This window comes from Thioclava sp. F34-6, assembly GCF_002213235.1.
Taxonomy (GTDB): Bacteria; Pseudomonadota; Alphaproteobacteria; order Rhodobacterales; family Rhodobacteraceae; genus Thioclava; species Thioclava nitratireducens.
Map to the genome: position 1 here is coordinate 1 of NZ_NBOA01000008.1, position 24,293 is coordinate 24,293.

The 24,293-nt window shown below is 64.0% G+C and carries 23 protein-coding genes; 11 read left to right on the top strand and 12 right to left on the bottom strand.

Features of this window, described 5'->3' with window-relative positions:
• The first annotated feature begins 271 nt into the window (after positions 1 to 271).
• Positions 272 to 1,486 (top strand): ROK family transcriptional regulator, encoded by a 1,215-nt coding sequence (locus B6V72_RS16565; protein ID WP_346393651.1) that lies wholly within the window; start codon positions 272 to 274, stop codon positions 1,484 to 1,486.
• On the opposite strand, the gene B6V72_RS16570 is transcribed toward B6V72_RS16565, so the two are convergent.
• A complete protein-coding gene (locus B6V72_RS16570) occupies positions 1,474 to 2,853 on the bottom strand; it encodes a HAMP domain-containing sensor histidine kinase (RefSeq protein ID WP_088727960.1) in 1,380 nt (459 codons plus the stop codon). The two genes, B6V72_RS16565 and B6V72_RS16570, sit on opposite strands and share 13 nt — an antisense overlap.
• Positions 2,853 to 3,524, bottom strand: coding sequence for a response regulator transcription factor (locus B6V72_RS16575; protein ID WP_075776881.1), 672 nt, complete (start codon positions 3,522 to 3,524; stop codon positions 2,853 to 2,855). Before B6V72_RS16575 ends, B6V72_RS16570 begins: the two co-directional genes overlap by 1 nt.
• Positions 3,525 to 3,689: 165 nt before the next feature.
• Between B6V72_RS16575 and B6V72_RS16580 the strand changes: the two genes are divergently transcribed.
• Complete coding sequence (locus tag B6V72_RS16580) at positions 3,690 to 4,844, top strand: Do family serine endopeptidase (RefSeq protein WP_075776880.1); 1,155 nt, start codon at positions 3,690 to 3,692, stop codon at positions 4,842 to 4,844.
• A 69-nt stretch (positions 4,845 to 4,913) separates the two neighbouring features.
• Here the strand turns inward: B6V72_RS16580 and B6V72_RS16585 are convergent, their stop codons facing one another.
• On the bottom strand, positions 4,914 to 6,530 hold the full coding sequence (locus B6V72_RS16585; protein WP_168173067.1) for a glycosyltransferase family 39 protein: 1,617 nt from the start codon (positions 6,528 to 6,530) through the stop codon (positions 4,914 to 4,916).
• A gap of 187 nt (positions 6,531 to 6,717) precedes the next feature.
• Here B6V72_RS16585 and B6V72_RS16590 point away from each other — a divergent pair, with 187 nt between their 5' ends.
• The 8 genes from B6V72_RS16590 (at position 6,718) to B6V72_RS16625 (ending at position 15,567) form a co-directional block, all read left to right on the top strand.
• Positions 6,718 to 6,987: a YMGG-like glycine zipper-containing protein gene (locus B6V72_RS16590; RefSeq protein ID WP_075776878.1), complete on the top strand. Its 270-nt coding sequence runs from the start codon at positions 6,718 to 6,720 to the stop codon at positions 6,985 to 6,987.
• A gap of 182 nt (positions 6,988 to 7,169) precedes the next feature.
• Positions 7,170 to 8,858 carry a thiol reductant ABC exporter subunit CydD gene (cydD, locus tag B6V72_RS16595; RefSeq protein WP_088736067.1) on the top strand — a complete coding sequence of 563 codons (1,689 nt, stop codon included), beginning with the start codon at positions 7,170 to 7,172 and terminating at the stop codon, positions 8,856 to 8,858.
• Positions 8,855 to 10,516 (top strand): ATP-binding cassette domain-containing protein, encoded by a 1,662-nt coding sequence (locus B6V72_RS16600; RefSeq protein ID WP_088736068.1) that lies wholly within the window; start codon positions 8,855 to 8,857, stop codon positions 10,514 to 10,516. Before cydD ends, B6V72_RS16600 begins: the two co-directional genes overlap by 4 nt.
• Positions 10,517 to 10,722: 206 nt before the next feature.
• Positions 10,723 to 12,330 (top strand): cytochrome ubiquinol oxidase subunit I, encoded by a 1,608-nt coding sequence (locus tag B6V72_RS16605; protein WP_088720493.1) that lies wholly within the window; start codon positions 10,723 to 10,725, stop codon positions 12,328 to 12,330.
• Positions 12,331 to 12,336: 6 nt separating this feature from the next.
• Positions 12,337 to 13,500 (top strand): cytochrome d ubiquinol oxidase subunit II, encoded by a 1,164-nt coding sequence (cydB, locus tag B6V72_RS16610; RefSeq protein ID WP_088736069.1) that lies wholly within the window; start codon positions 12,337 to 12,339, stop codon positions 13,498 to 13,500.
• Between the two features lie 12 nt (positions 13,501 to 13,512).
• Complete coding sequence (gene cydX, locus B6V72_RS16615) at positions 13,513 to 13,632, top strand: cytochrome bd-I oxidase subunit CydX (protein WP_075776874.1); 120 nt, start codon at positions 13,513 to 13,515, stop codon at positions 13,630 to 13,632.
• Positions 13,633 to 13,882: 250 nt separating this feature from the next.
• Positions 13,883 to 14,641 carry an electron transfer flavoprotein subunit beta/FixA family protein gene (locus B6V72_RS16620; RefSeq protein ID WP_075776873.1) on the top strand — a complete coding sequence of 253 codons (759 nt, stop codon included), beginning with the start codon at positions 13,883 to 13,885 and terminating at the stop codon, positions 14,639 to 14,641.
• On the top strand, positions 14,641 to 15,567 hold the full coding sequence (locus tag B6V72_RS16625; protein ID WP_088736070.1) for an electron transfer flavoprotein subunit alpha/FixB family protein: 927 nt from the start codon (positions 14,641 to 14,643) through the stop codon (positions 15,565 to 15,567). The genes B6V72_RS16620 and B6V72_RS16625 overlap by 1 nt, the downstream gene beginning before the upstream one ends.
• A gap of 74 nt (positions 15,568 to 15,641) precedes the next feature.
• On the opposite strand, the gene B6V72_RS16630 is transcribed toward B6V72_RS16625, so the two are convergent.
• Positions 15,642 to 16,463, bottom strand: a complete 822-nt coding sequence (locus B6V72_RS16630) for a DUF6473 family protein (RefSeq protein WP_088736071.1) — start codon at positions 16,461 to 16,463, stop codon at positions 15,642 to 15,644.
• A 155-nt stretch (positions 16,464 to 16,618) separates the two neighbouring features.
• On the opposite strand from B6V72_RS16630, the gene B6V72_RS16635 reads away from it, so the two are divergent.
• On the top strand, positions 16,619 to 17,494 hold the full coding sequence (locus B6V72_RS16635; protein ID WP_088723455.1) for a 3-hydroxybutyryl-CoA dehydrogenase: 876 nt from the start codon (positions 16,619 to 16,621) through the stop codon (positions 17,492 to 17,494).
• Here the strand turns inward: B6V72_RS16635 and B6V72_RS16640 are convergent.
• From B6V72_RS16640 to B6V72_RS16675, 8 genes are all read right to left on the bottom strand, one after another.
• Positions 17,461 to 18,594, bottom strand: coding sequence for an acyltransferase (locus B6V72_RS16640; protein ID WP_088723454.1), 1,134 nt, complete (start codon positions 18,592 to 18,594; stop codon positions 17,461 to 17,463). The genes B6V72_RS16635 and B6V72_RS16640 overlap by 34 nt on opposite strands.
• A 99-nt stretch (positions 18,595 to 18,693) precedes the next feature.
• A complete protein-coding gene (locus tag B6V72_RS16645; protein ID WP_088736072.1) occupies positions 18,694 to 19,554 on the bottom strand; it encodes a lysophospholipid acyltransferase family protein in 861 nt (286 codons plus the stop codon).
• 32 nt (positions 19,555 to 19,586) lie between these two features.
• On the bottom strand, positions 19,587 to 19,859 hold the full coding sequence (locus B6V72_RS16650; RefSeq protein ID WP_075776868.1) for an HPr family phosphocarrier protein: 273 nt from the start codon (positions 19,857 to 19,859) through the stop codon (positions 19,587 to 19,589).
• Entirely contained in the window at positions 19,850 to 20,257 is a 408-nt protein-coding gene (locus B6V72_RS16655) for a PTS fructose transporter subunit IIA (protein WP_075776867.1), read from the bottom strand. Before B6V72_RS16655 ends, B6V72_RS16650 begins: the two co-directional genes overlap by 10 nt.
• Positions 20,254 to 21,183 carry an RNase adapter RapZ gene (rapZ, locus tag B6V72_RS16660; protein WP_088723452.1) on the bottom strand — a complete coding sequence of 310 codons (930 nt, stop codon included), beginning with the start codon at positions 21,181 to 21,183 and terminating at the stop codon, positions 20,254 to 20,256. Before rapZ ends, B6V72_RS16655 begins: the two co-directional genes overlap by 4 nt.
• Positions 21,174 to 21,611 carry an HPr kinase/phosphatase C-terminal domain-containing protein gene (locus B6V72_RS16665; RefSeq protein ID WP_088736073.1) on the bottom strand — a complete coding sequence of 146 codons (438 nt, stop codon included), beginning with the start codon at positions 21,609 to 21,611 and terminating at the stop codon, positions 21,174 to 21,176. Before B6V72_RS16665 ends, rapZ begins: the two co-directional genes overlap by 10 nt.
• Positions 21,612 to 23,360 carry a sensor histidine kinase gene (locus B6V72_RS16670; protein ID WP_088720498.1) on the bottom strand — a complete coding sequence of 583 codons (1,749 nt, stop codon included), beginning with the start codon at positions 23,358 to 23,360 and terminating at the stop codon, positions 21,612 to 21,614. It lies immediately after the preceding gene.
• 10 nt (positions 23,361 to 23,370) lie between these two features.
• Entirely contained in the window at positions 23,371 to 24,072 is a 702-nt protein-coding gene (locus B6V72_RS16675; protein WP_075776864.1) for a response regulator transcription factor, read from the bottom strand.
• Between the last annotated feature and the right edge of the window lie 221 nt (positions 24,073 to 24,293).

Consider the following 24,293-nt stretch of genomic DNA (forward strand, 5'->3'; position numbering starts at 1 on the left):
TGATCAGGCAGGCGGTCGTCTCCGCCCAGGCCCCGGTCGCCATCAGACCAAGCGCCGTCGCTCCCAGAATCGCGGTTCTCTTCTTCATGTCAGGTCTCCTCCCAGAAACATGTCCAGCCGTCCTCCGATCGGCTTCGGGGTAAATCATGTGCGAACACGGGCCGACTCGTCAATAGATAAATCAAATGGATTTATTAATTGACAGAAGAGCCTCTGGAAGCCGATAAATACAAGGCGTAGTTTATGCGCGAGCAGCCTCGGAGAATGAATTTTGGCCCACCGCGTGATGGAATTGATCAAGACCGGAGCGGGGAAGATCGGTTCGGATCACTCCGCGATGCGCAACCGCAACGAGCGGCTCGTGATGTCGCTGATTCGCCGTCGCGGCGCCTTGGCGAAATCCGAGATCGCACGGCTCACGGGGCTCTCGGCACAGACAGTGTCGGTCATCATGCGCGCGCTTGAGGATGAAGGCTTCCTGCTGCGCTGCGACCCGGTGCGCGGCAAGGTGGGCCAGCCCACCGTGCCGATGCGCCTGAACCCCGAGGGGGCTTATTTTCTTGGCCTGAAGGTCGGGCGTCGCCGGACCGAGGTGATCCTGATCGACATGATGGGCACGCCGGTCTCGCGCCGTGTCGCGCGCCACGACTACCCCACGGCGGCTGACACGATAGCCTTCGCCATCGACGCGATCGCCCGGATGGTGGCAGAACTCCCCGCCTCGAAGCGCGAGCGCATCGCCGGCCTCGGCATCGGGGCGCCGTTCAGGATGTGGGATTGGGGCGTGGCGCTCGGGCTCGAGGAAAGCGCGATGGCCGATTGGCGCGAACGCGATATCCGCGCCGAACTGGAGGCGCTCTATCCGTTTCCCGTGGTGCTGGAAAACGATGCCTCTGCCGCCTGTTCGGCAGAGCTTTTGCTGGGCGATCAGACATTGCCCGACGATTTCCTCTATGCGTTCGTGGGCTTCTTCGTAGGTGGCGGGCTGGTGATGAGCGGCTCGCTTGTGACCGGCCCCAACAACAATGCGGGCGCGCTTGCCTCGATGCCGGTGCCCGACGGTCACGGCGGCCAGTGCCAGTTGCTCGACGTGGCCTCGCTGTCGGTCATCGAAGCCGCGATGACGGAGCGCGGGCTCGATGCGAGTTTCCTCTGGGAGCGGCGCGATGAGTGGGATCTTCCCGAAGACATCGTCGACGACTGGCTCGCGAAAGCGGCGCGGGGCCTCGCGACTGTCGCCGCGTCCTCGGCGGCGCTGTGCGACCTCGATGCGATCGTGATCGACGGCTGGATGCCCGACGATCTGCGCGCGCGGCTCGTCGCCGCGACCGAATCGGAACTGGCGAAGATCAACCTCTCGGGCGCGGGCGTTCCGATCGTGCGCGAGGGTCAGGTGGGGCCCGATGCGCGCGCGCTGGGGGCCGCGACCCTGCCGCTGAGCCTGCGTTTCCTGACCGAGATCGACCTGCCCGATCAGGCCGACTGAGCGGACCCGACGAAGCGCAGCGACACGATCAGACCGGGATTGTTGTCGGACAGCTCCAGCTCCGCCTCATGCAACCCCGCCACCGCATGAACCAGCGCAAGGCCCAGCCCGTTGCCCGGCGTCGTGCGAGAGCGTTCCAGCCGATAGAGCCTGCGCAGAACCTTCTCGCGCTCGGCCTCGGGAATGCCGGGACCATGATCTGCGACGCTGAGCGTGATTGCACCGCGCTCGCGAGACAGGCTCACCGCGATCTTCGGCGCAGGCCCGCCATGGCGGATCGCGTTCTCGATCAGGTTCGACAGCATCTGTCCCAGAAGCCCCCGATCGCCCTGCACGATGAGCGGCGCGTCTGGCCGCTGCAGGGTCAGCGAACCGCCCGCCTCTTCGGCGCTGGCCTCGTAAAGCTCGGTGATATCGGCGGCGAGCGCGCCCAGATCGACCGTCGCGAAACGTGCCTTCGGGCTGCCGCCCTCGATTTGGGCGATCCGCAGCAACGAGTGGAACACGGCGACCGCGCGCTCGGCCTCGGTGCCTGCCTGCTCGGCCAGAGCGCGGGGCGGCGTGTCCTCGGGCAAGGCCTCTTGCAGCTCCGAGAGTAGCACCGAAATCCGCTGCATCGGCGTCTTCAGGTCATGCGCGATATCGGCGGAGACCTGACGCAGCGCCGCAACCGTCGCCTCCTGCGTCTCGGCCATCACGTTAAGCCGCGCCCCGATCCGTGCGAGGTCATCGCCGCGCCGCGCCTTCACCTCGTCGCGCGGCACCCGCGCCTCGAGCCGCCCCTCGGTAAGATCGTCCAGCGTGTTCTCGATCGCGCTCACCCGTTTGCGCGCCCGCATCCCGACCCACGCACCATAGGCGGCAGAGACCAGAAGCGAGGGTACGAAGGAGAAGACGAGAATCGCGAGGAAGGTAGAGGTCAGTTCCGCAATCGGCGCGCGACTTTCGCCGATCACCAGCAAGCCGCCCGCAAGCGGCATGGTCAGCGTGAAATATCCATGTTTCGATAGCGGCGCATATTCGGGATGACGCGAGATGACCCAGCTGTCGCCCTCATGGGTGACCCGGACGTTGCCGACCTGCCGCCCGTCCGACATCACGAAGGCGATGGCGCGCTCTGACGGATCGGACGCCCGCGCCTCCGCCGACACGATCACAGAGAGCGTCTCGGGGTTGGCGGCAACCTGAAACACCGCCGTCTGCTGCTTTAGATCGGCGCGGATCGATTCCTCGGTCGAGGAGCGCAGCGCGACATAGGCGAAGCCCAGCGTCACCAGCAGGATCGCAAAGACGATCCCCATCAGCCCGAGCGCCTGTCGCAGCGGCGTCGATGCAAGGATTTCCGCGCGATTCAGACGTGCCTTCATCAGCCCTCGATCCGGTAGCCCGCGCCGCGCACGGTGTGGATGAGATCACGGTCGAACGGCTTGTCGACCTTGTTCCGGAGCCGCGAAATATGCGTCTCCACCACATTGGTCTGCGGATCGAAATTCAGATCCCACACGCCCTCCAGCAGCATCGTCCGGGTCTGCACCCGGCCCTTGCGGCGCAGCAGAAATTCCAGCAGCGAGAATTCGCGCGGCAGAAGGTCGATCTCCTGTCCGCCGCGCGTCACCTTGCGCGCGATCAGGTCCATCTTCAGATCGCCTGCCTCCAGCATTACCTGCTCCGACTGCGCTTGTGGGCGACGCGCCAGCGCCGCGAGCCGCGCCGACAGCTCGCCGAAGGCGAAGGGTTTCACGAGATAATCGTCGGCACCCGCGTTGAGCCCCTCGATGCGGTCATCCACCCCGCCGATCGCGGTCAGGAAGATGATCGGCGTCGTGACCTTTGCGGCCCGGATCGCGCGGGTGATCGAGAGACCGTCCAGCTCCGGCAGCATCCGGTCGATGATCATCACGTCATAGCTGCCGCCCAGCGCCTGGGTCAGCCCGTCGCGGCCATTCGCGAGATGGTCGACCGTGTGGCCCTCTTCGCGCAGGCCACGCAGAACGTAATCGGCGGTGGTCGCGTCGTCTTCGATCAACAGCAGTTTCATCGCACTCGCTTTCTCGGTTCGCGACATATGTGGCCGATGACACCGCACAAGTCACGCACCCCTCCCCTAAAGGTGAAAAGGATAACAACTCTGCAATCTTCCCGCAGAGTCCCTGACAGGCTAGGCCCTCACATAGGGTGCATACCTGTCAAAAAGGAGAGAAACATGCAGGACATTCGCAAAGCTCCCCTGCTGCGCACCCTCGCCACCACCGCCATGCTCGGCGCCGGCGCCGTGGCGACGAGCGGTCTGGCACTGGTCCCGAACGTGGCCGCGGCCGAAACCTTCACCAACACCGTCGACCTGGTGAAGAAGGTGATGCCCGCCGTGGTCACCATCGAGATCAAGAAGCAGGCCAACGATCAGGAAATGGCCCAGATGGGGATGCCTCAGGATTTCCCCTTCGAGTTCTTCCAGCGTCGTTTCGGCATGCCCGACATGGGCCCCAACGGTCAGGGTCAGCCGATGCAGCGTCCTGAGATCACCGGTCTCGGCACTGGCTTCATCATCCAGAAAGACGGCCATATCGTCACCAACGCCCACGTCGTCGACGGCGCCGAGAGCGTGAAGGTTACCTTCTCCGACGGCTCGACCGCGGATGCGAAAGTGATCGGCGAAGACAAGGCTACCGACATCGCGCTGATCAAGGTCGATACCAACAAGGACCTCGACACCGTGGGCTTCGGCGACAGTCAGGCCGCGCAGGTCGGCGAGCCGGTCGTGGCGATCGGCAACCCGTTCGGCCTGGGCACCTCCGTGTCGACCGGCATCGTCTCGGCCAAAGGCCGCGACTTGAAATCGGGCCCCTTCGATAACTACATCCAGACCGACGCAGCCATCAACAAAGGCAACTCGGGTGGCCCGCTCTTTGACGACCAAGGCCAGGTGATCGGCATGAACACCGCGATCCTGTCGCCCACTGGCGGTTCCGTCGGGATCGGTTTCTCGGTGCCCTCCGACACCATCAAGAGCGTCGTCGCCGACCTGCAGGACAATGGCACGGTGAAGCGCGGCTTCCTCGGCGTGCAGATCCAGCCGGTCAGCGAGGACATCGCCGCGGCGCTGGGGCTCGACCAACCGGAAGGTGTGCTCGTAGCCGACGTGTCGCCCGACACGCCCGCGAAGAAAGCTGGTCTGAAGCGCGGCGACATCATCGTCGGCGTGGATGGCAAGCCGATGAAAGCCCCCCGCGATCTGACCCGTGCGATCGGGTCCGACGAGCCGGGAACCGAAGTGCAGCTCTCGCTGCTGCGCGCGAACAAGCCGCTCACGCTCTCCGTCACTCTCGATGAGCGGCCCACCGAGAAGACCAAGTCGTAATACTTGCAGTCTATCGGTTTGAAGGCACGCCCGGAGCATCCGCTTCGGGCGTGTCTTTAGTTTGAAGTGTCAGTTCGCACTGCTGGGCGTGGCCGCAGCATCCGAAGCAGACGGCGCAATCGCCTCCGCGACCTGATAGAGCCGCCAGTCGTTTTGCCGGAAATGCCGCTCGGCGATCTGGCTCAGACCGTCGACGCCCTCGATCGGATTCGCTGCGAGAACCAGCCCGTCGGGATGCGCCGCCATCCAGCGCCCGAGATCGGCGCTGTTGCCAAGCACCGTCACCGGGTTCTCGAGCCGCGCGACGAAGGAGAACTGCCCTGCATAGCCGCGATCGGTGGTGGCCACGCCATTTTCCGAATGCGAAGCGATCAGGCTCGCGATTGGTGCCGGATCGTAGACTTTCCAGAGGATCGGCCAGACCATGATCTGAATGGCGATCAGCACCAGCGGCGCGACGAAGGCTTCGGCGAACCAGCCCTGCCGCGCTTTAAGCACGATTAGCGCGCCGCCCACGAGCATCGCCACGCCAGCGATCACGAAGAGCCACGATCCGGTGCCCTCGGGCAGTTCGGGGAACGCCCCGAAATGCACCGAAGCCGCAGCAATCGCTGTCGCGACGCCGGGCAGAAGCCACAGCAGGCGCAGCCAGCGCATCCGGCGCTCCGCCGTGGGCAGCAATCCCGACAGGATCAGCGCCAGCGCGGGCATTTCCGGCACAAGGTAATGCGCCTGCTTGCCCGAGATCAGCGAGAAGGCGAGGAAGGCGGTGACGAACCAGACCGTCACCATGCGCGTGCCCGCATCCTCCCAAAGGCGCGACGGCCTGAACGTAGCCAGCCCCGCGCGGCTCCAGCCCCAGGGCCAGAGGAAGAACGGCAGCAACGCCACGAAGAACCAGACGGGGCGACCATGGGCAAAGCTTTCCACCATCCGCCCGGCGCTCTGCTTCCACAGAATCTGCTCGCGGTATTCCGCACCGCCGAAGATGATCGCGGGGCCGAGCCATAGCAGGACGATGCCGAAACCGATCAGAAAACCGATTCCGATCCGCGCATACCACTGCTTGACCGCGGGCCGCTCCGCCCCGGTCGCCCAAAGCGGCATCAAAAGCGCGGTCGGCAGCACATGCACCAGGATCACCGGCCCCTTGGCGAAGACGCCGAAGGCCAGCGCGATGCCAAGCCCGATCACCGGGGCGAAGCGCTCCGTGTCGCGCATCGCCCAGACTGCGAGCATTCCCGTCAGCGTCGCCGCCGTGAGCATCGTGTCGAACATCGTTGTCGAGCCGAAGAGCAGAAACACGCCGCTCGTCCCAAGGATCAGTGCGGCGAGTCCGGCGCGCTCCGGTTCCTCCGGCCAGAGCTTGCGCGCGAGCATCGCGACCAGTCCGACCGACAGCAGCCCGAAGGCGGGCGCCACGAGCCGCGCCGCCCATTCGCTGGGGCCCGTCACGCTCCATACGATATTGATGAGCCAGAACAGAAGCGGCGGCTTGTCGGAATAGATCGCCCCGTTGAGATGCGGCACCAGCTTGGAGCCGCCCTGCCACATCTCCCAGGCGACGGTGACATAGCGCGTCTCGTCGATCGCCATCAGCGGGCGCATGATCATCAACACCACCGCGCTCAATGCGAAAAGGAAAAGCGCTCCGATCAGGGGAACGCGCCAGGCGGTCGAACTCATAGGCGGGTCTTTCTGTCGTATGTCTCGAGATGTCTTTCTTTGCTTGACCCCCGAATGACCGCGCATGTCAAGCCGCTGGGTCATCACGGCTCCAGAATAGATGCTCAAAACTAATTAAGAAAAACTTGGAACTGCCCGGAGAGGGGCGACGTTGGATGTCCGAAGACACAGAAGGGAGACACGTACCATGAAGAAGATGTTCCTGATCCTGCCGCTCAGCGCCACCGTTGCCGTTGCAGGCTGCCAGATGTCGCAACAGGACCGCGCTGCCGCGACCGGCGGTGTTGCCGGTGCCGCGATCGGCGCTGCCGTTTCGGATGATGGCGACCGCGTTCAAAACGCCGCGATCGGCGGCGCAGTCGGCACCGTTGCCGGCGCCCTGATCGGTAAAGCCAACCAGCCGGGTCAGTGCCGCTATCGTGACTCGTATGGCCGCGAGTACATCGCGCCCTGCTAAGGCCCCGCCACAGGTAACCTCGAAAACCGTTCGGACCCTCATCCGAACGGTTTTTTCATGTCGGCATGAAGGTCCGTACCGCAGACGTGACAAGCGCGGATTGTCGCACTCCATTGTCGCAGCCCCTCTGCCCGGCTATCTCGACAGCCAAGCGCGAAAGAGGAAAAGACCCCAAAACCCGTATGACAGACGCCACGACCGAAGCGCCGAAGCCGAAAGCCGTTCTGACCCGCATCGCTCAGCCCGTCGCGGGCAAGTTGAAGCTCGCCGGGTGGCTCGGTGTGGCCTCGGCCCTTATCTGGCCCGCGCAGGCCGCTCTGATCGGTTTGGTACTTGGCGACCTGGTCGCACCGGGGGTGAGCCCGTCGCTCTCGCCGCTCGCCGGGGCTGCAGGCTTCGTGGTGCTGGCGCTCGTGCGGATCGTCCTCGACTGGATTTCGCAGAAGCTCTCGGCCGATGCCGCCGAGGTGGTGCTGCGTGCGAGCCGCGAGAAGCTGATCCGAAAGGCGCTACGTCAGGCTAGCGGCGCCGCCGCGCTGTCGCCTGCGGAACTGGCTTCGCTGTCCGCGGAGAAGCTCGGCGCGCTCGGCCCATGGGCCACGCGCTATCAGCCCGCCTTCCTGCGCGCCCGGATCATCCCCCTCGCCTTCATCCTGCTCGCCGCCACGCAAAGCTGGGCCGCCGCGGGTATCTTGCTCATCGCCGGGCCGCTGATCCCGCTGTTCATGGCGCTTGTGGGCATGGCCGCGCAGGACGCCTCGGAAAAGCAGATGGTCGAAATCGGTTCGCTCAACCGGCTGCTGATCGACCGGATCGCCGCGATCACCGATCTGCGACTTCTGGGCGCGGAGGCCCGCTCGCGCGCCGATCTGGAAACCAAATCCGAAGACCTGCGCCTCCGCACGATGGCGGTTCTGCGGGTTGCCTTCCTCTCCTCGACGCTTCTGGAACTGTTCGCCGCGATCGGCGTGGCGCTGGTCGCGGTCTATGTCGGCTTCTCGCTGATCGGGTGGATGAATTTCGGCACATGGGGCAGCAAGATGACCCCGGCCGAGGGGATTTTCCTGCTCATGATCGCGCCCGAGTTTTTCCAGCCGCTGCGCGATCTCGCTGCGGCATGGCATGACCGGGCCGCTGCGCTCGCCGTAGCCTCCGAGTTGGAGACGACCGAGACTGCCATCGCCAAGGCCAACACGCTGATGGGCACTGGAGGCGAAGGCGCGGCACCGACGCTTGGCGCGCTGCGTTGGCACGGGCTGCAAATCCGCCCCGGCGAGGCCGCCGCTCCGCTCCCCCTGCCCGATGGCGACATCGCCCCGGGCGAAGCGGTCGCGATCACAGGACCGTCGGGCGCAGGCAAGACGACGCTTCTGACCGCGCTGGTCGGTCTGATCCATCCCGAGGCGGGGAAGATCACGCTGGGCGATACCTCCCTGACAGAGGAAAACGCCGATGACTGGCGCGCAGCCTTCGGCTGGATTCCTCAAAGCCCGCGCTTCGCCGATGCGAGCCTGCGCGAACTGATCACGCTGAACCGTCCCGGCGACCTCGATGCAGCGCTCGACGCCGCGCAGGCCACCGAGGTCGTCGCGGGCCTTACCGGCGGGCTCGACGCCCGGCTGGGCGATATGGGCGGCGGCGTCTCGGGCGGCGAGGCGCGGCGTCTGCTGATCGCGCGGGCCCATTACGCGGGCCGCCCGATCGTGTTGGCCGACGAACCGACCGCCGATCTCGATGCCGAGACGGGCGCGAAAGTCATCGCGGCTCTTCTGGCGTTGAGATCGCAGGGCACGACCTTGATCGTCGCAAGCCACGACCCTGCCCTCGTTGCCGCGATGGACCGTCAGATCGACTTGGAGGGCGCAGCATGAGAACGCTTCTGACCCTCACCGCTCGCCTGATCAGCGATCAGAAATGGGCCTTCAGTAGGGGCCTCGCGCTGTCGTTCCTCGTGCTCGCGATGGGGGCGGCGCTGCTCGGCCTGTCGGGCTGGTTCATCACCGCCTCCGCGCTGGCCGGGATCGCGGGGATGGGCCTAAACTTCAATTTCTTCACCCCCTCGGCAGGTGTCCGCGGTCTCGCGCTCGGCCGCGCGGTCTCGCGCTATGGCGAGCGGCTACTGACCCATGACGCCACACTGCGCGCGTTGGCGAAGCTTCGCATCGACCTGATGGATGGCGTCTCGCGCCGCCCGCATGAGGAACAGGCGCGGCTGCGCGGTGCGCAGGCGCTGAACCGGATCACCTCGGACGTGGATGCGCTTGATGGCGTATTGCTGCGGCTGGTCATCCCCTTCCTTGCAGGCGGCATGGTCCAGATCGCGGCGCTTCTGATGCTGGGGTGGCTCGAAGGGCTGCCGATCGGGCTCGCGGTCTTCCTGATCTACCTGCTGGGCGGTGGGCTCGGCCTGATCTGGGTCGCCCGAGCCGCCCGCCACGATGCCCGCGCCGCCGAAACGGCACTGCAGAACATTCGCCGCCGCGCGCTGGAGACGATGCGCGCGCGAGCCGATCTGGCCGTGGCCGGACAGCTGGAGGCCGCAACTGCGCAGACCCTGGCCGAGGTCGAGGCCGAAGCGCTCGCGCGGCGCAATCTCGAGGCGCTCGACCGCCGGGTGGGGGCGGTGATTTCCGCCACCACCGCGCTTGCCGGGGCGGCCGCCTCGGCGATCGCCGGACAGATGGCGCTGGCCGGGCAGATCACGCCCGCGCGCGCAGCCGTGGGCCTGTTCGTCGCGCTGGCACTGGCCGAGTCGCTGATGCTGCTGCGCCGTGGCATGGCCGAGATTGGACGCATGCAGGAGGCGGGCGCGCGGGTCATGGAGCTGACCGATACGCCCACACGCGCCCAGCCCGACGGCCACGCCCCCACCGATATGGACGCCCCGCTGCTCGAGGCGCGCCAAGTTGCCTTCACCCGCGCCAAGAGCGCCGCGCCGCTCTTTTCCGATCTGACCTTCACCCTCGCGCGCGGTCAGACCGTGATGCTTGCCGGGCCCTCGGGCGCGGGGAAATCCACCGCACTCGCCGTGCTGTCCGGCCTTCTCAAGCCGTCCGATGGCGAGATCACGGCGATGGGCCGCGCGCTGGCCGACTGGCCAGAGGGAGACCTGCGCGATGTGCTCACAATGGTGCCGCAGCGCAGCCAGTTGATCGGCGGCACCATTGCCGAGAATCTCGCGCTCGCCCTGCCTCCCGGAACGCAACTCGATGACGATGCGGCATGGGCCGCGCTGCGCGCCGTGGCGCTGGATGAAGTGATCGTGGCGCGCGGCGGGCTCGAAGCACGGCTTGGCGAAGGCGGCACGGGATTGTCCGGCGGGCAGGCGAAACGATTGGCGCTGGCCCGTGCGGCACTGCGCCGGCCCGACATCCTTCTGCTGGACGAACCGACCGAGGGACTCGACGCCCAAACCGCCGCCGCGACGCTGGCCGGATTACGGGCGCTTCTGCCCGAGGCGGGCTTCGTTCTGGTCTCTCACCGCCAGCCCGACCAGAGCGCCGCCACGGCCACGATCGCGCTGAAATGACGCACGACCTGCGACGATAAGCCTCTAAAATCACGAGACATATTCCCGTTCACCTCTGTTCACGTCCGCGTGCGACACATCGTCAATTTGATTTGGCTCAAAGTCGCGCGCTGACCGCCTCCTCATAACCTGCATCCAGGAAAAACATTTCCGGAGAATCCGGCTTTTCACCGCGCCGGATGCAAGTAGGGAAACGGAGAACGAGAATGGATTTCGGGATCGTCGAGCTGTCACGGCTGCAATTTGCCATGACAGCGATGTATCACTTCCTCTTCGTGCCGCTGACGCTTGGTCTGTCGATCATCGTGGCGATCATGGAGACGGTCTATGTGATGACCAACCGCCCCGTCTGGCGGCAAATGACCAAGTTCTGGGCCACACTGTTCGGCATCAACTTCGTGCTGGGCGTGGCCACGGGCCTCACGATGGAATTCCAGTTCGGCATGAACTGGAGCTATTACTCGCATTACGTCGGCGACATTTTCGGCGCACCGCTCGCGATCGAGGGCCTGATGGCCTTCTTCATGGAAGCGACTTTCGTCGGGTTGATGTTCTTCGGATGGGAGAAGCTGAGCCCGGTCAAGCACATGGTCGTCACGTGGCTGGTCGCCATCGGCTCGAACTTCTCTGCTTTGTGGATCCTGATCGCGAACGGCTGGATGCAGAACCCGGTCGGGGCGGCGTTCAATCCGCTGACGATGCGGATGGAAATGACCTCCTTCTTCGATGTCGTGTTCAACCCGGTGGCCCAGGCCAAGTTCGTGCACACGGTCTCCGCTGGCTACGTCACAGCGGCCGTCTTCGTGATGGGCGTGTCGAGCTGGTACATGCTCAAGGGGCGTCACCTCGAACTGGCCCGCCGCTCCATCGCGGTCGCCGCTGCGTTCGGCCTCGCCTCGGCGCTGTCGGTGGTGATCCTCGGCGACGAGTCGGGCTACGAGACGACGCATAACCAGAAGATGAAACTCGCCGCGATGGAAGCCATGTGGGAGACCGAACCGGCCCCCGCCTCCTTCACGCTCTTCGGCATTCCCGATCAGCAAGCGCGCGAGACCAAATACGCGATCCATATCCCGTGGGTGATGGGACTGATCGGTACCCGCTCGCTGACCGAGCAGATCACCGGGATCGACGATCTGGTCAAAGGCTCGGAGGAGCGGATCCGCAACGGCATCGTCGCCTATAATGACCTGCTGAAAATTCGCGAAGCGAAGGGGGATGTCCCCGCTGACGTCACCGCGGAATTCAACAAGAACGTCGGCGATCTCGGTTACGCCTACCTGCTCAAACGCTACGTGGACGATCCGCGTCAAGCGACCGACGCGCAGATCAAGAAGGCCGCGAACGACACGGTCCCAACGGTCTGGCCGATCTTCTGGTCCTTCCGCCTGATGGTTGCGCTAGGTTTCTCCTTCATCGCGCTCATGGTCTACTTCTTCGTCGTCTCGAACTGGAAGGGCATGAACTATCCCCGCTGGGCGCTGCGTCTGGCCGTGATCGTCATCCCCGCCCCTTGGATCGCCGCGGAACTGGGCTGGTTCACCGCCGAGTTCGGACGCCAGCCCTGGACGGTCGACGGCGTGCTGCCTACGGCGCTTTCGGTCAGCCACCTCTCGGTGGGCGACCTGCTGTTCACGCTGCTGGGCTTCGTCGCCTTCTATACCGTGCTCTTCGTCGTCGAGATGGGCCTGATGCTCAAATACATCAAGAAAGGCCCGTATCAGGATGTCGAGGTCACCCAAGAGTGGCTGCAACGACATGACGATCGCCTGTCCGGTCGCGGCGGCAACCCTGTCACCATGCCTGCGGAGTAAGAACCAATGATCCTCTATGAACTTATCCCCCTCGACGTTCTACGCGTCATCTGGTGGCTGCTGCTGGGCGTCCTGCTGATCGGCTTCGCGCTGACCGACGGCTTCGACATGGGCGTGGGCGCACTGCTGCCCTTCGTCGGCAAGACCGATAGCGAGCGCCGCGTGGCGATCAACACGATCGGCCCGGTCTGGGAAGGCAACCAAGTTTGGTTCATCCTCGGCGGGGGCGCGATCTTCGCGGCCTGGCCACCCCTCTACGCGGTAAGCTTCTCGGGGTTCTACCTCGCGATGTTCCTCGTGCTCGCGGCGCTGATCCTGCGCCCGGTCGGCTTCAAGTATCGCTCGAAGCGCGACTCGGCTGCGTGGCGCAATGGCTGGGACTGGGCGCTCTTCGTGGGCGGCGCGGTTCCGGCACTGATCTTCGGCGTGGCCGTGGGCAACGTGCTGCAAGGCGTGCCCTTCGAGCTCAACGACATGCTGATGCCGCTCTATCCGGGCAACTTCATCATGAAGCTGCTGGGCCTTCTGAACCCCTACGCGCTGCTTGCAGGCGTGGTGTCGCTGTCGATGCTGATGATGCATGGCGCGGCGTGGCTCTCGGTGAAGACCGAAGGCGCGGTGAAGGTCCGCGCGACCGAGATCGGCTCCGTTGCGGGCATGGTGGCCTTCGTTGCCTATATCGTCGCTGGCATCTGGCTCGCCTTCGGGATCAAGGGCTACCACGTCACCTCGGTCGTGCCGACGAATGGCCCCTCCAACCCGCTTTTCTCGACGGTCGAGCATGGCGGGAGCTGGATGCAGGCCTATGCGGACCGCCCGTGGATCGCGATTGCGCCGATTCTCGGCCTCGCGGGGATCGCCATGGCGGTGCGGGGGCTGCGCGCCGGCCGCGAAGTCTCGACGCTGCTCTGGTCGAAACTGGGCATCTTCGGCGTGATCTCCTCGGTCGGCCTGACGATGTTCCCCTTCATCCTGCCGAGCTCGAAAATGCCCGACGCCTCGCTGACGGTCTGGGACGCGTCGTCCTCCCACCAGACGCTCTTCATCATGCTCATCGCCGCGTTGATCTTCATGCCGCTCATCCTCGCCTATACCGCATGGGTCTATAAGGTTCTGTGGGGCAAGGTGACGGTCGCAGATGTCGAGCGCGACAGCCATACAGCTTATTAAGGAGACAGACAGATGTGGTACTTCGCATGGATCCTCGGACTTCCGCTGGCCGCTCTGGTCGCCGTCGCCAACGCGATGTGGCTCGAGATGCAGAACGACGCGCGGATCGCCGGTGAGCGGCGCCAGGACTGAGCTGGCAGCCGGAAAGCCAAATCAAGGAAAGGCCGTCCCCCGGGGCGGCCTTTTTGCCATCGGCGAGACGGTACCGGGGCGACGCAACGGCAATGGGCCCCGACCGCTAGCGCAAACAGTCGAAAAGACGTGACGTTTCAGGGCCAAAACGAGGCGTTTTCCCCCTGTCCCTTCGCCCCGTGCTCTTGTAACAAAATTGCCGAATGAATCCGTTCGCCGCAATTTGGCGGACCAGACAAGGGAGACACGCATGAAGGTCCTGGTACCCGTCAAACGCGTGATCGACTACAACGTGAAAGCTCGCGTGAAAGCGGACGGAAGCGGTGTCGATCTCGCCAATGTCAAAATGTCGATGAACCCGTTCGACGAAATCGCTGTCGAAGAGGCGATCCGTCTGAAGGAGAAGGGCGCTGTCGAAGAGATCGTCGCGGTCTCCATCGGCGTGAAGCAGGCGCAGGAAACCCTGCGCACCGCGCTCGCGATGGGTGCGGACCGTGCGATTCTCGTGGTCGCCGCCGATGACGTGCAAACCGATATCGAGCCGCTGGCCGTCGCCAAGATCCTCGCCAAGGTCGTCGAGGAAGAGCAGCCCGGCATGGTGATCCTCGGCAAGCAGGCGATCGACAACGACATGAACGCGACCGGCCAGATGCTGGCCGCACTTCTGGGCTGGGGTCAGGCGACCTTCGCCTCGGAAGTCGTGGTCGAGGGCGAGGCCGCGAAGGTAACCCGTGAAGTCGACGGCGGTCTGCAGACCATCGAGGTCAAGCTGCCCGCGATCGTCACCACCGACCTGCGCCTCAACGAGCCGCGCTACGCGTCGCTGCCGAACATCATGAAGGCGAAGAAGAAGCCGCTCGACGAGAAAACCGCCGAGGATTACGGCGTCGACGTCTCGCCGCGTCTCGAAGTGGTGAAGGTCACCGAGCCCGAAGCGCGTCAGGCTGGCGAAATGGTGCCGGATGTCGACACGCTGGTTGCGAAACTCAAAGAGAAGGGGGTCGTGTGATGGCCGTTCTGCTGCTGGGTGAAGTGAATGATGGCGAACTGTCGGTCGACGCGACCGCCAAGGCCGTCTCCGCCGCAAAATCGCTGGGCGATGTGACCGTGCTCTGCGCGGGTGCCTCTGCTGCCGCGGCCGGTGAAGCCGCCGCGAAGATCGACGGAGTCGCGAAAGTCCTCGTGGCCGAGGACCCGTCGCTGAGCCACCGTCTGGCGGAGCCGACCGCCGCGCTGATCGTGTCGCTCGCGGGCGATTACTCGCATATCGTGGCGCCTGCCACGACCGATGCGAAGAACGTGATGCCGCGTGTCGCAGCCCTTCTCGACGTGATGGTGATCTCGGATGTCTCCGGCGTCGTCGATGCCGACACGTTCGAGCGCCCGATCTACGCGGGCAACGCGATCCAGACCGTGAAATCGAAGGACGAGAAGAAGGTCATCACCTTCCGCACCTCGACCTTCGACGCCGCCGGCGACGGCGGTTCGGCTTCGGTCGAGACCGTGGCGATGTCGGACGCGCCCGCTCTGTCGAGCTGGATCGAGGACAAGGTCGCCGAGAGCGATCGTCCGGAGCTGACCTCGGCGAAGATCGTCGTCTCGGGCGGCCGTGGCGTCGGCTCGGAAGAGGACTTCAAGGTGATCGAAGCGCTGGCCGACAAGCTTGGCGCGGCTGTGGGTGCCTCGCGCGCCGCCGTCGACTCGGGCTTCGCGCCGAACGACTGGCAGGTCGGTCAGACTGGCAAGGTCGTGGCCCCTGAGCTCTACATCGCCTGCGGCATCTCTGGAGCTATCCAGCACCTCGCCGGCATGAAGGACTCGAAGATCATCGTCGCGATCAACAAGGACGAAGAAGCGCCGATCTTCCAGGTCGCCGATTACGGCCTGGTCGCGGACCTCTTCGACGCCGTTCCGGCGCTGACCGAAAAGCTCTGATCCGCGGAAGGGGCGCTGCCCCCGCGATAGTGGAACCAAATCGAAAGGGCGGGGAAATCCCCCGCCCTTTCCTGTTAGAGCAATGGCTTCAGAGCAGAAGCGAGCGCCGCTGCGATCTCCTCATGCACCAGCGGCCCCGGCACCATTTCCGCGGCTGGTTCCTCAAGCGGCGTGAAGTGCATCCCCGCCGTGCCCGCGCTACGTGCCGCCGCCGAAGGCTTGACCCGGACCACGTCCGACACGAGCGAGCGCAGCGCCTCCACCATGGGTTCGGTGACCATCAACGGCTCGGGCCCAAGATCGTCGCTCCGGGCGGAGTCGTTGAACGCCCCGAGCCACAGCAGCAGCTTGCGCCCCTTGATCTTGGCCAGAAGCGCGGTCATCCGCTGCAGCCACGCCTCCTGCAATTCGGCCTCGAGCAGCGTGAATTTCTCAGGCTCGCGTTCTTTCAATGCGCTCAGCATGTGGCGCGTGAAGTTGAACTCGGTGAAATCCACGCCGCGGAAGATCGAGCGCATCAGGCTCGAAGCGCGCAGGAACCGATCGTTGCGGCGCGGATGCACGGCATAAAAGCGGTTGGACATATTCTGCGCCCCGAGCAACTGGATGACCGTAACCTGCGCCGCATCCGATGCGGCGGCCAGTTGCGGCTCGTGCAGGAACACGTCGATCCCGGCATTCAGATAACCGAAATTCACCACCGGCATCTCCAGCCGCTCCTCTAGCAGCGCGGGCCAGGGATGCTCCACGAACTTGCCATAGGTCTCCGTCCCGCCCATCGCGGCGATGAAATCGCCTTGCAGCGCACGGCGCGGCCCGCGGAACAGCAGTTTGGATTTCCCGTATCTGCACGGGAAGTAATCGAGAGCGCCATCGCCCGTATATTCGAAAGCCATTTTCCCACCTCAGTCTGTGTTCGACTCGCCCGAGGCCAGAATGCGCCCGAAGTCTTGCGAAACAGCTAATGTTAAAATGATCTCAGCCCTGCGTTTCGCTTGCATGGACCGAGCGGAGAACTATGGTCAGGGCGCAAAGCGTGAGAGGGAAAATTATGGCGATCGAGAAAGTGGGCATCGTGGGTGCAGGGCAGATGGGCAACGGGATCGCCCATGTCTTCGCGCTGGCCGGATATGACGTTCTGCTGAACGACATCAGCGACGAGGCGCTGACGAAGGCGATCGCCACGATCACCAAAAACCTCGATCGGCAGGTGTCGCGCGGGAAAATCTCGGAAGACGAGAAGAACACCGCGCTGAAGCGGATCACCACGACCACGAAACTGAGCGAACTGGGCCCGACCGATCTGGTGATCGAGGCCGCAACCGAGCGCGAGACCGTCAAGCAGGCGATCTTCGAAGACCTGCTGCCGCATCTCAAGCCGACGACGATCCTGACCTCGAACACCTCGTCGATCTCGATCACCCGGCTTGCCTCGCGCACCGACCGCCCCGAGAAGTTCATGGGCTTCCACTTCATGAACCCGGTGCCGGTGATGCAGTTGGTCGAACTGATCCGCGGCATTGCGACCGATCAGGAGACCTACAAGGCGCTGCACGAGGTCGTCGAGAAACTCGGCAAGACCGCCGCGTCTGCCGAAGATTTCCCGGCCTTCATCGTGAACCGCATCCTGATGCCGATGATCAACGAGGCGGTCTATACGCTTTATGAAGGCGTGGGGAACGTGCGCTCGATCGACGAGTCGATGAAGCTCGGCGCGAACCATCCGATGGGGCCGCTGGAACTGGCCGACTTCATCGGGCTCGACACCTGCCTCGCGATCATGAACGTGCTGCATGACGGGCTGGCCGATACCAAGTACCGCCCCTGCCCGCTTCTGACGAAATATGTCGAAGCCGGCTGGCTCGGCCGCAAGACCGGGCGCGGCTTCTACGACTATCGCGGCGAGACGCCGGTGCCGACGCGCTGAACGGGGAGGACGTCGGGCGTCTCTCCCCCGGCGTCACCACGCACGACTTTTCGCGGATGCCTGCGGATCACGAAGCGTTTCTCGAGCATGTGCCACGAGAGATAACCGATCGGGACAACGACCAGAAGGCTTAGCGCAGCGAAGACATAACCGTCCATGTTCGGCCCGACCAGGCTGCGCAGGACCTGCTGGATCGGCCAGCCCCAGAGATAGATGCCGTAGGACGGATCACCCAGCCCCGAAAGCTGGCGCAGGAAAGGCCCGTCCAACTGGCCGACCCAAAGCAGGGGCAGCGCGATCAGCATAGGGAACACGACCGCCGCATTAGCATTCCACTCAAGCGACCGCAGCGCGAGAACCACGAGGACGGCGAAAGACAGAAACGCGACATCGCCGCGAACCTCGCTGTCATAGAGAAAGGTTCTCATCAGCATGCCGGTGATGAAACTCGGCGCGAGATAGGCGAGCCCGCGCAGATAGTCGGTCACCTCGAGATTATAGGCGAAGACAAACCACGCAGCCGCCACGAAAAGAACGAGGACGACGCGCGGGCGCAGCAATCGCATCGCCATCAGGAGCCCGGTCAACACGTAGCAGGTCACCTCGAGCCGGATCGTCCAGATCACGCCATTCGCGATCGGCGTGACGTAGCGCATGTTATCCCCGACGGAGGGATAAAAAGAGATCGCATCGCCGAACCAGAGCGACCTCTCCTGGAAGGTGAGCGTCTTGAAAACCGAGATCCATGTCTCGGAGCTGAAAAGAAACTCGCGCGCGGAACCTGCAGAACCCACGGTGTAGAACGGGCAGATGACCAGCGTTATGAACAGCGTCGAGCCAATGAAGAGCGGCAGAATCCGCCGCGCACGCCGGATCACGAAATGCCGGATCGTAGGCGCGCGCAGAGCGCTGTCGGTAATGAGAAACCCGCTCAGGACGAAGAACACCATGACACCGTAGAAACCGAGGATGGTTCCCGTCGCTTCCTTGAAGGGCTCGCCCGCCTCGCTGCCTTCAGCCAGAAGAAAGGCATGCGAGAAGACAACGCCGGAGGCGGCGATAATCCTGAGTAGATCGAAGCCTCTGAAGATACGAGCCATTGTCACCCCGACCTTCAGTCTGCCTGAAAGTCGTTAAGTGGCCAACATATTTATATTTAGGGGCGACACGGACGCAAATCTCGCGCCCGTCGGATCATATCACAGTGCCAGCGTCTCCTCGCGCAGGTCGGCGAGGAATTTACGCGGGTTTTTCAGCGCCTCGGCGATATCATCGGCAGACTTGGCCGGGCCGATCACCGGGTGTTGCGGTTTGTAGAGCGCGCGCTTGATTTCATACAACAGCAGCCCTTGGCGCACCGTGGCCGAGAGCTTGTTGGCAATCTGATAGGCGCGAGAATTGCAGCCTGGGAAGTGGATCGGCAGGACCGACGCGCCCGAGCGTGCGAGCATCTTCGCGGTGAAGGGGTTCCATTCCTGTTCGATCACCGGCCCGAACAGCGTCTCGGAATGGGCAACCTGCCCCGCAGGGAATAGCACCACAACGCCACCGCGCTTGAGCTGCGCCATGCAGGCCGCGCGCATCTTGAGACTGTCTTCGCGGGCATTGGGCTCGTGCGGGAAGGGCACGGGCAGCATGTATTGCTCGACCTCGGGAATCCCGGTCAGCAGCGAGCGGGTAAGGATCAGGAAATCGTCGCGCACCTGGCCGATCAGGTAGGCCAGCACCATCCCGTCCACCAGCCCATGCGGGTGGTTGGCGACGACCACCAGCGGGCCCTCTTTAGGAATATGGGCGATCTGTTCTGGTGGCGTCTTGACCTCGATCCCCATCACGTCGAGCGCTTGCGGCCAGAACTCGGCCCCGACCGGGGCGCCGCGTTTCTCGAACTTGCGGATCAGGTGCAGAAGCTGCGCCTTCGCCGTCATCCATTCCAGAGTGCGGATCGTGCCGACCTTGAACGGGTTGGAAAACGTTCCCGCATAGGACAGGCGACGCTTATCATACGGCTTCGATACGGCTTGCGCGGCTTCGATTGCGATGTCGCTCTCTTGGTTCATTGGTCGAACCCCCTCGCTGGGTGCGGAGCGCGTCACATACCTTCGCCGAATTTGTCGGCCACCAATGCCTGAAGCGCATCGGCGAGCTTTTCGGCTTCGGCCCCGCTTGTCGTCACTTCAATAGTGGTTCCACGCGAAGCTGCCAACATCAAAAGCCCCATGATCGAGTCGCCCGAGACCGACTGGCCGTCCTTCGCCACCGTGGCGCGGGCGTCGTGATCCTCGACAACCTCGACGAAACGGGCGGAGGCGCGCGCATGCAGGCCTTTCTCGTTCACGATCTCCAATTCGCGGGTCACGGACATTTCACCACTCCCGCTTGGGCGTTGTAACTGTTGATGTATTTGCGCCCGGCATCGAGCGCGGCCTCGACCGCGGCATGCACGGCGAGGCTGCGCGATTTCGCCAGTTTGATCAGAAGCGGCAGGTTCGCGCCGTAGATGATTTCGCGGTCGCGCGCCTCGCAGGCCATCAGCGACAAGTTGGAGGGCGAGCCGCCGAACATGTCGGTCACAACCACGACACCTGTGCCGTCATCGACCGCATCGGCGGCGGCGCGAATCTCCGCCTGCTTGCCCGCGCGGTCGTGATCATCCTCGATCGTGATGGCACGAATGCCGCGCTGCGGGCCCACGACATGCTCTATAGCGGCGAGATATTCGCGCGCCAGACCACCATGTGCCACGATCACGATACCGATCACGCGCCCGACCTCACCTTCGTTTCTTCGTTCTCGGCATGGCCGAGACGCTCCAATTCCCTATGACGTTTAGACACGCGCCACCCTGCTTCCGCAAGCGCTTTGGCGATGCTCTCGGTCATTGCGACCGAGCGGTGTTGCCCCCCGGTACACCCGAAGCCGACCGAGAGATAGGCCTTGCCCTCCGCGACATAGGCGGGGAGCAGGAACAGAAGCAGATCGAGAACGCGCTGGTGGAACTCGGCAAAGCGGGGATCGGCGGCGACATACTCCGCGACCGCCGCGTCGCGCCCGTCGCGCGCGCGCAACCCCGGTTCCCAATGGGGATTGGCGAGGAAGCGGCAATCGAACATCAGATCGAGCCCGCGCTGCACCCCGCGCTTATAGCTGAAGGAATTCACTGTGACCGAGAGCGGCTCGGTGCGGCCCGTGTCGAAGAAACGCCCGACCTCGGCGCGCAGATCATGCGGGCTCATCTCGGAGGTATCGATCAGGACATCGGCGCGCATCCGGATCGGCGAGAGAAGATCCATCTCCTGCGCGATACCGGCGCCGGGGTCTTCCTCGGGCGAAAGCGGATGACGGCGGCGGGTCTCCGAATAGCGCCGTTCGAGCACCTCGGGACGCGCGTCGAGATAGAGCAAGTCGAGATCCAGATCCGGCCGTTTGGTCAGCATATCGACCAGTTCGATCAGCGCCGCAGCCGAGAAATCGCGCCCGCGCACATCGACGCCAAGCGCGACCGGGCCGGTCAGATGGCCCTTGAGAAGGCGCGGTACGAGATTCAGCGGCAGGTTGACGATCGGCTCGTAGCCCAGGTCTTCCAGGGCGCCGATTGCGGTGGTGCGGCCCGCACCTGAGGGGCCGGTCACCAGCACGACGCGCTGGCCAGCCTGTGCCCATACCGGATCGGATCGGGTCACGCCCATCGGCCCCCTTTCAGCCATTGCAGGATTGCCACATCAAGATGACGATGCTGCACGCGCAGCACAAGGGGCAGACTGACCCCCAACATACTGTCTTTTCGACAGGTTGGGAGGCGCGCGGTCTCTTCCCGGTCGAGGTCGACGAGCAGGATGATGCGGGCATGCGACAGGGGATCGGCCCTCAGGATACCGACGCCGCGCGCCTCAATCCGGCCCGCGATCATCTCCGGCGCGCTGGCGATCAGCTCCCCGTTCTCGACCCGCAGGTCAACCCGGTCATCGGCTACGAGCGACGCCCCCAGCGCCATCAACCGCAGCGCGAGGAGAGACTTGCCGCTGCCCGACGCGCCGCGAATAAGAACGCCGCGCTCGGGGTCGAGCGCGACGGCACTGGCATGGAGATTGGTCGAGAGGTCGTCCGACCCGGTCATTCAACTTACCGGCAGGCCCACGACGAAACGCGCGCCCAGAGGATCGGAGGTCCGGTCGGCATCAGTCGGGCGGATATTCTCGGCCCAGATCACGCCGCCATGCGCTTCGACGATCTGCTTGGAGATCGCAAGGCCGAGACCGGAATGGTCGCCGAACTGCCCCTCGGGACGTTCCGAGTAGAAGCGCTTGAACACTTTGGTGAGCGCCTCTTCGGGAATGCCCGGCCCGGTATCCTCGACCACGACCAGCACGCGGTTGTCGCGCTGGCGTGCCCAGACCCGCACCGCGTCCCCCTCTTCGCAGAACGAGGTCGCATTGGTGATCAGGTTCACGAAGACCTGGGCCAGACGCGCTTCCAGCCCCGAGATGATCACGGACTGCGACGGCAGATCGGTGATGAAGTCGACACCCTTCTCGCGCGCCTGCTGACCGAGGAACTCGCTGAGGTTCGACACCATCTTGATCAGGTCGAACTGCTCTTCCTCTTCCTTCACCAGCTCGGAATCGAGCCGCGACGCATTGGAGATGTCACTCACCAGACGATCCAGTCTGCGCACGTCGTGATCGATGACTTCGAGAAGACGCGTGCGCTGTTCGTCCTTCTTGACCATATGCAGCGAGGCCACGGCAGAGCGCAGGCTGGCCAGCGGATTCTTGATTTCATGGGCGACGTCGGCGGCGAATTGTTCGTTCGCGTCGATGCGTTCGTAAAGCGCGCCGACCATGCCGCGCATCGCGCCCGACAGCCGCCCGATCTCGTCGGGTCGGGCGGTGAGGTCAGGGATGCGCACCCGGGCGGGCGCCATCTTGCGCGCATTCTTATCGCGCCCGATTTCGGCCGCCGCCGCGAGATCGGAGAGTGGATTTGCGATGGTTGAGGCCAGCACCAGCGACAGGCCGATCGAGACGATGATCGCGATCACGAACATCTGCAGCACCTGCTCGCGCTCGACGCGGACCAGTGCATCGATCTGCCCCGCGACCGAGATCAGCCCCACGACGCCAACGACGCGATCCCCCTGCCGGATCGGCGTGGCGACGGCGAATATTGTCGAGCCCGCGGCGTTCTTCTGCGACGAGATCTTCGTGCGCCCTTCCAGCGCGGAGGGCACCAGATCGCGCACCATATCGAGCGCGCTATCGGCTGCGGTACCGCCGCCCCGCTCGAACAGGCCGGCGACCGAGTCCCAGATCTGGCCCAGAAAATCGCTGAGCACGGTCGAGCGTTTGTCGAAATTGAGCCCATCGACCTCTTCGACCGGCGCGCGGTCGCCCGTGGTCGTAGTGCCGAGCAATGCAGCACTTGGGTCGAACAGGTAGAGATCGGCGCCCTCGGGCAGCTCCATCCCGCGGATCGTCGCAAGCGGATCGAGCCCGTCGCCCGCCGCCAGATTGACCGGAGCACCCGCGGGCAGCTGCGCCTCGAACACGTCGGCAGCCAGTTGCGCCTCGTTCACGAGCCCGCTTTCGCGTTGCAGCACGAGGCTATCGCGAAACGGATTGAGGTAAAGCACACCTGTCACCAGCACGATCATCGCCAACAGGTTGAAGGTGATGATCTTGCGCGCCAGCGGCGAGCGGTTGAGCGAGAACATGGACCGCCGCGCCCGCCCCTTGCGCAGATCGTCATCGACGATATCGGCTGGGCCGACCCAATCCTCGCCGAGCACGACATCCGTTTCCGGCGCGCGACGGGCGAAGTTTGAGGAGCGCTTTCGAGCCAATCCGATCTTCCCGGCAATACTCATCGACGTGGGATCACTCTTCGTTATACCGGTACCCGATGCCGTAGAGTGTCTCGATCGCCGAGAAATCATCGTCGACGCTGCGCATCTTCTTGCGCAGGCGCTTGATGTGGCTGTCGATCGTGCGGTCGTCGACATAGACCTGATCGTCGTAGGCCACGTCCATAAGCTGATCGCGCGACTTCACGAAACCGGGCCGTTGGGCCAACGCCTGAAGCAGCAGGAATTCGGTCACGGTCAGCGTGACATCCTTGCCCTTCCAGGTCACCGCGTGGCGCAGCGGATCCATCTCGAGCGAGCCGCGCACCATCACCTTGGTGTCTTCGGTCGAGGCGACCTCGCCGGTCGAGATCGCTTCCTGCCGGCGCAGCAGCGCGCGGATGCGTTCGACCAGAAGACGCTGCGAGAACGGCTTCTTGACGTAGTCGTCCGCCCCCATGCGAAGACCAAGAACCTCGTCGATCTCATCGTCCTTGGAGGTCAGAAAGATCACCGGCATCGCGGTCTTCTGCCGGAGCCGCTGAAGCAGCTCCATGCCGTCCATCCGCGGCATCTTTATATCCAGAACCGCCATGTCGGGGAGGCGTTTGGTAAACGCGTCGAATGCAGCCTGTCCATCGTTATACGTTTCGACATCGTAACCTTCCGCCTCGAGCGTCATCGAGACCGAGGTCAGAATATTGCGGTCGTCATCGACCAGCGCGATTCTCGACATGTCGGAATACCCCTTCACTGCTACTTTATAGTTATTACGCACTTATTCCGCGTTTACGCACATATTCCGCGTTCACTGCCTTCAAATCAACAAAAAGCTGCGAATCACCAAGTTTTCGCGAATCAATAGAGCCAGAATTTCCCAACCTTTGACTAATTTGCCTCACCTTTCCGCGACATTTCGCCGTGATTGCGCTAAACCTCCGGATGGTTGCGCTAACT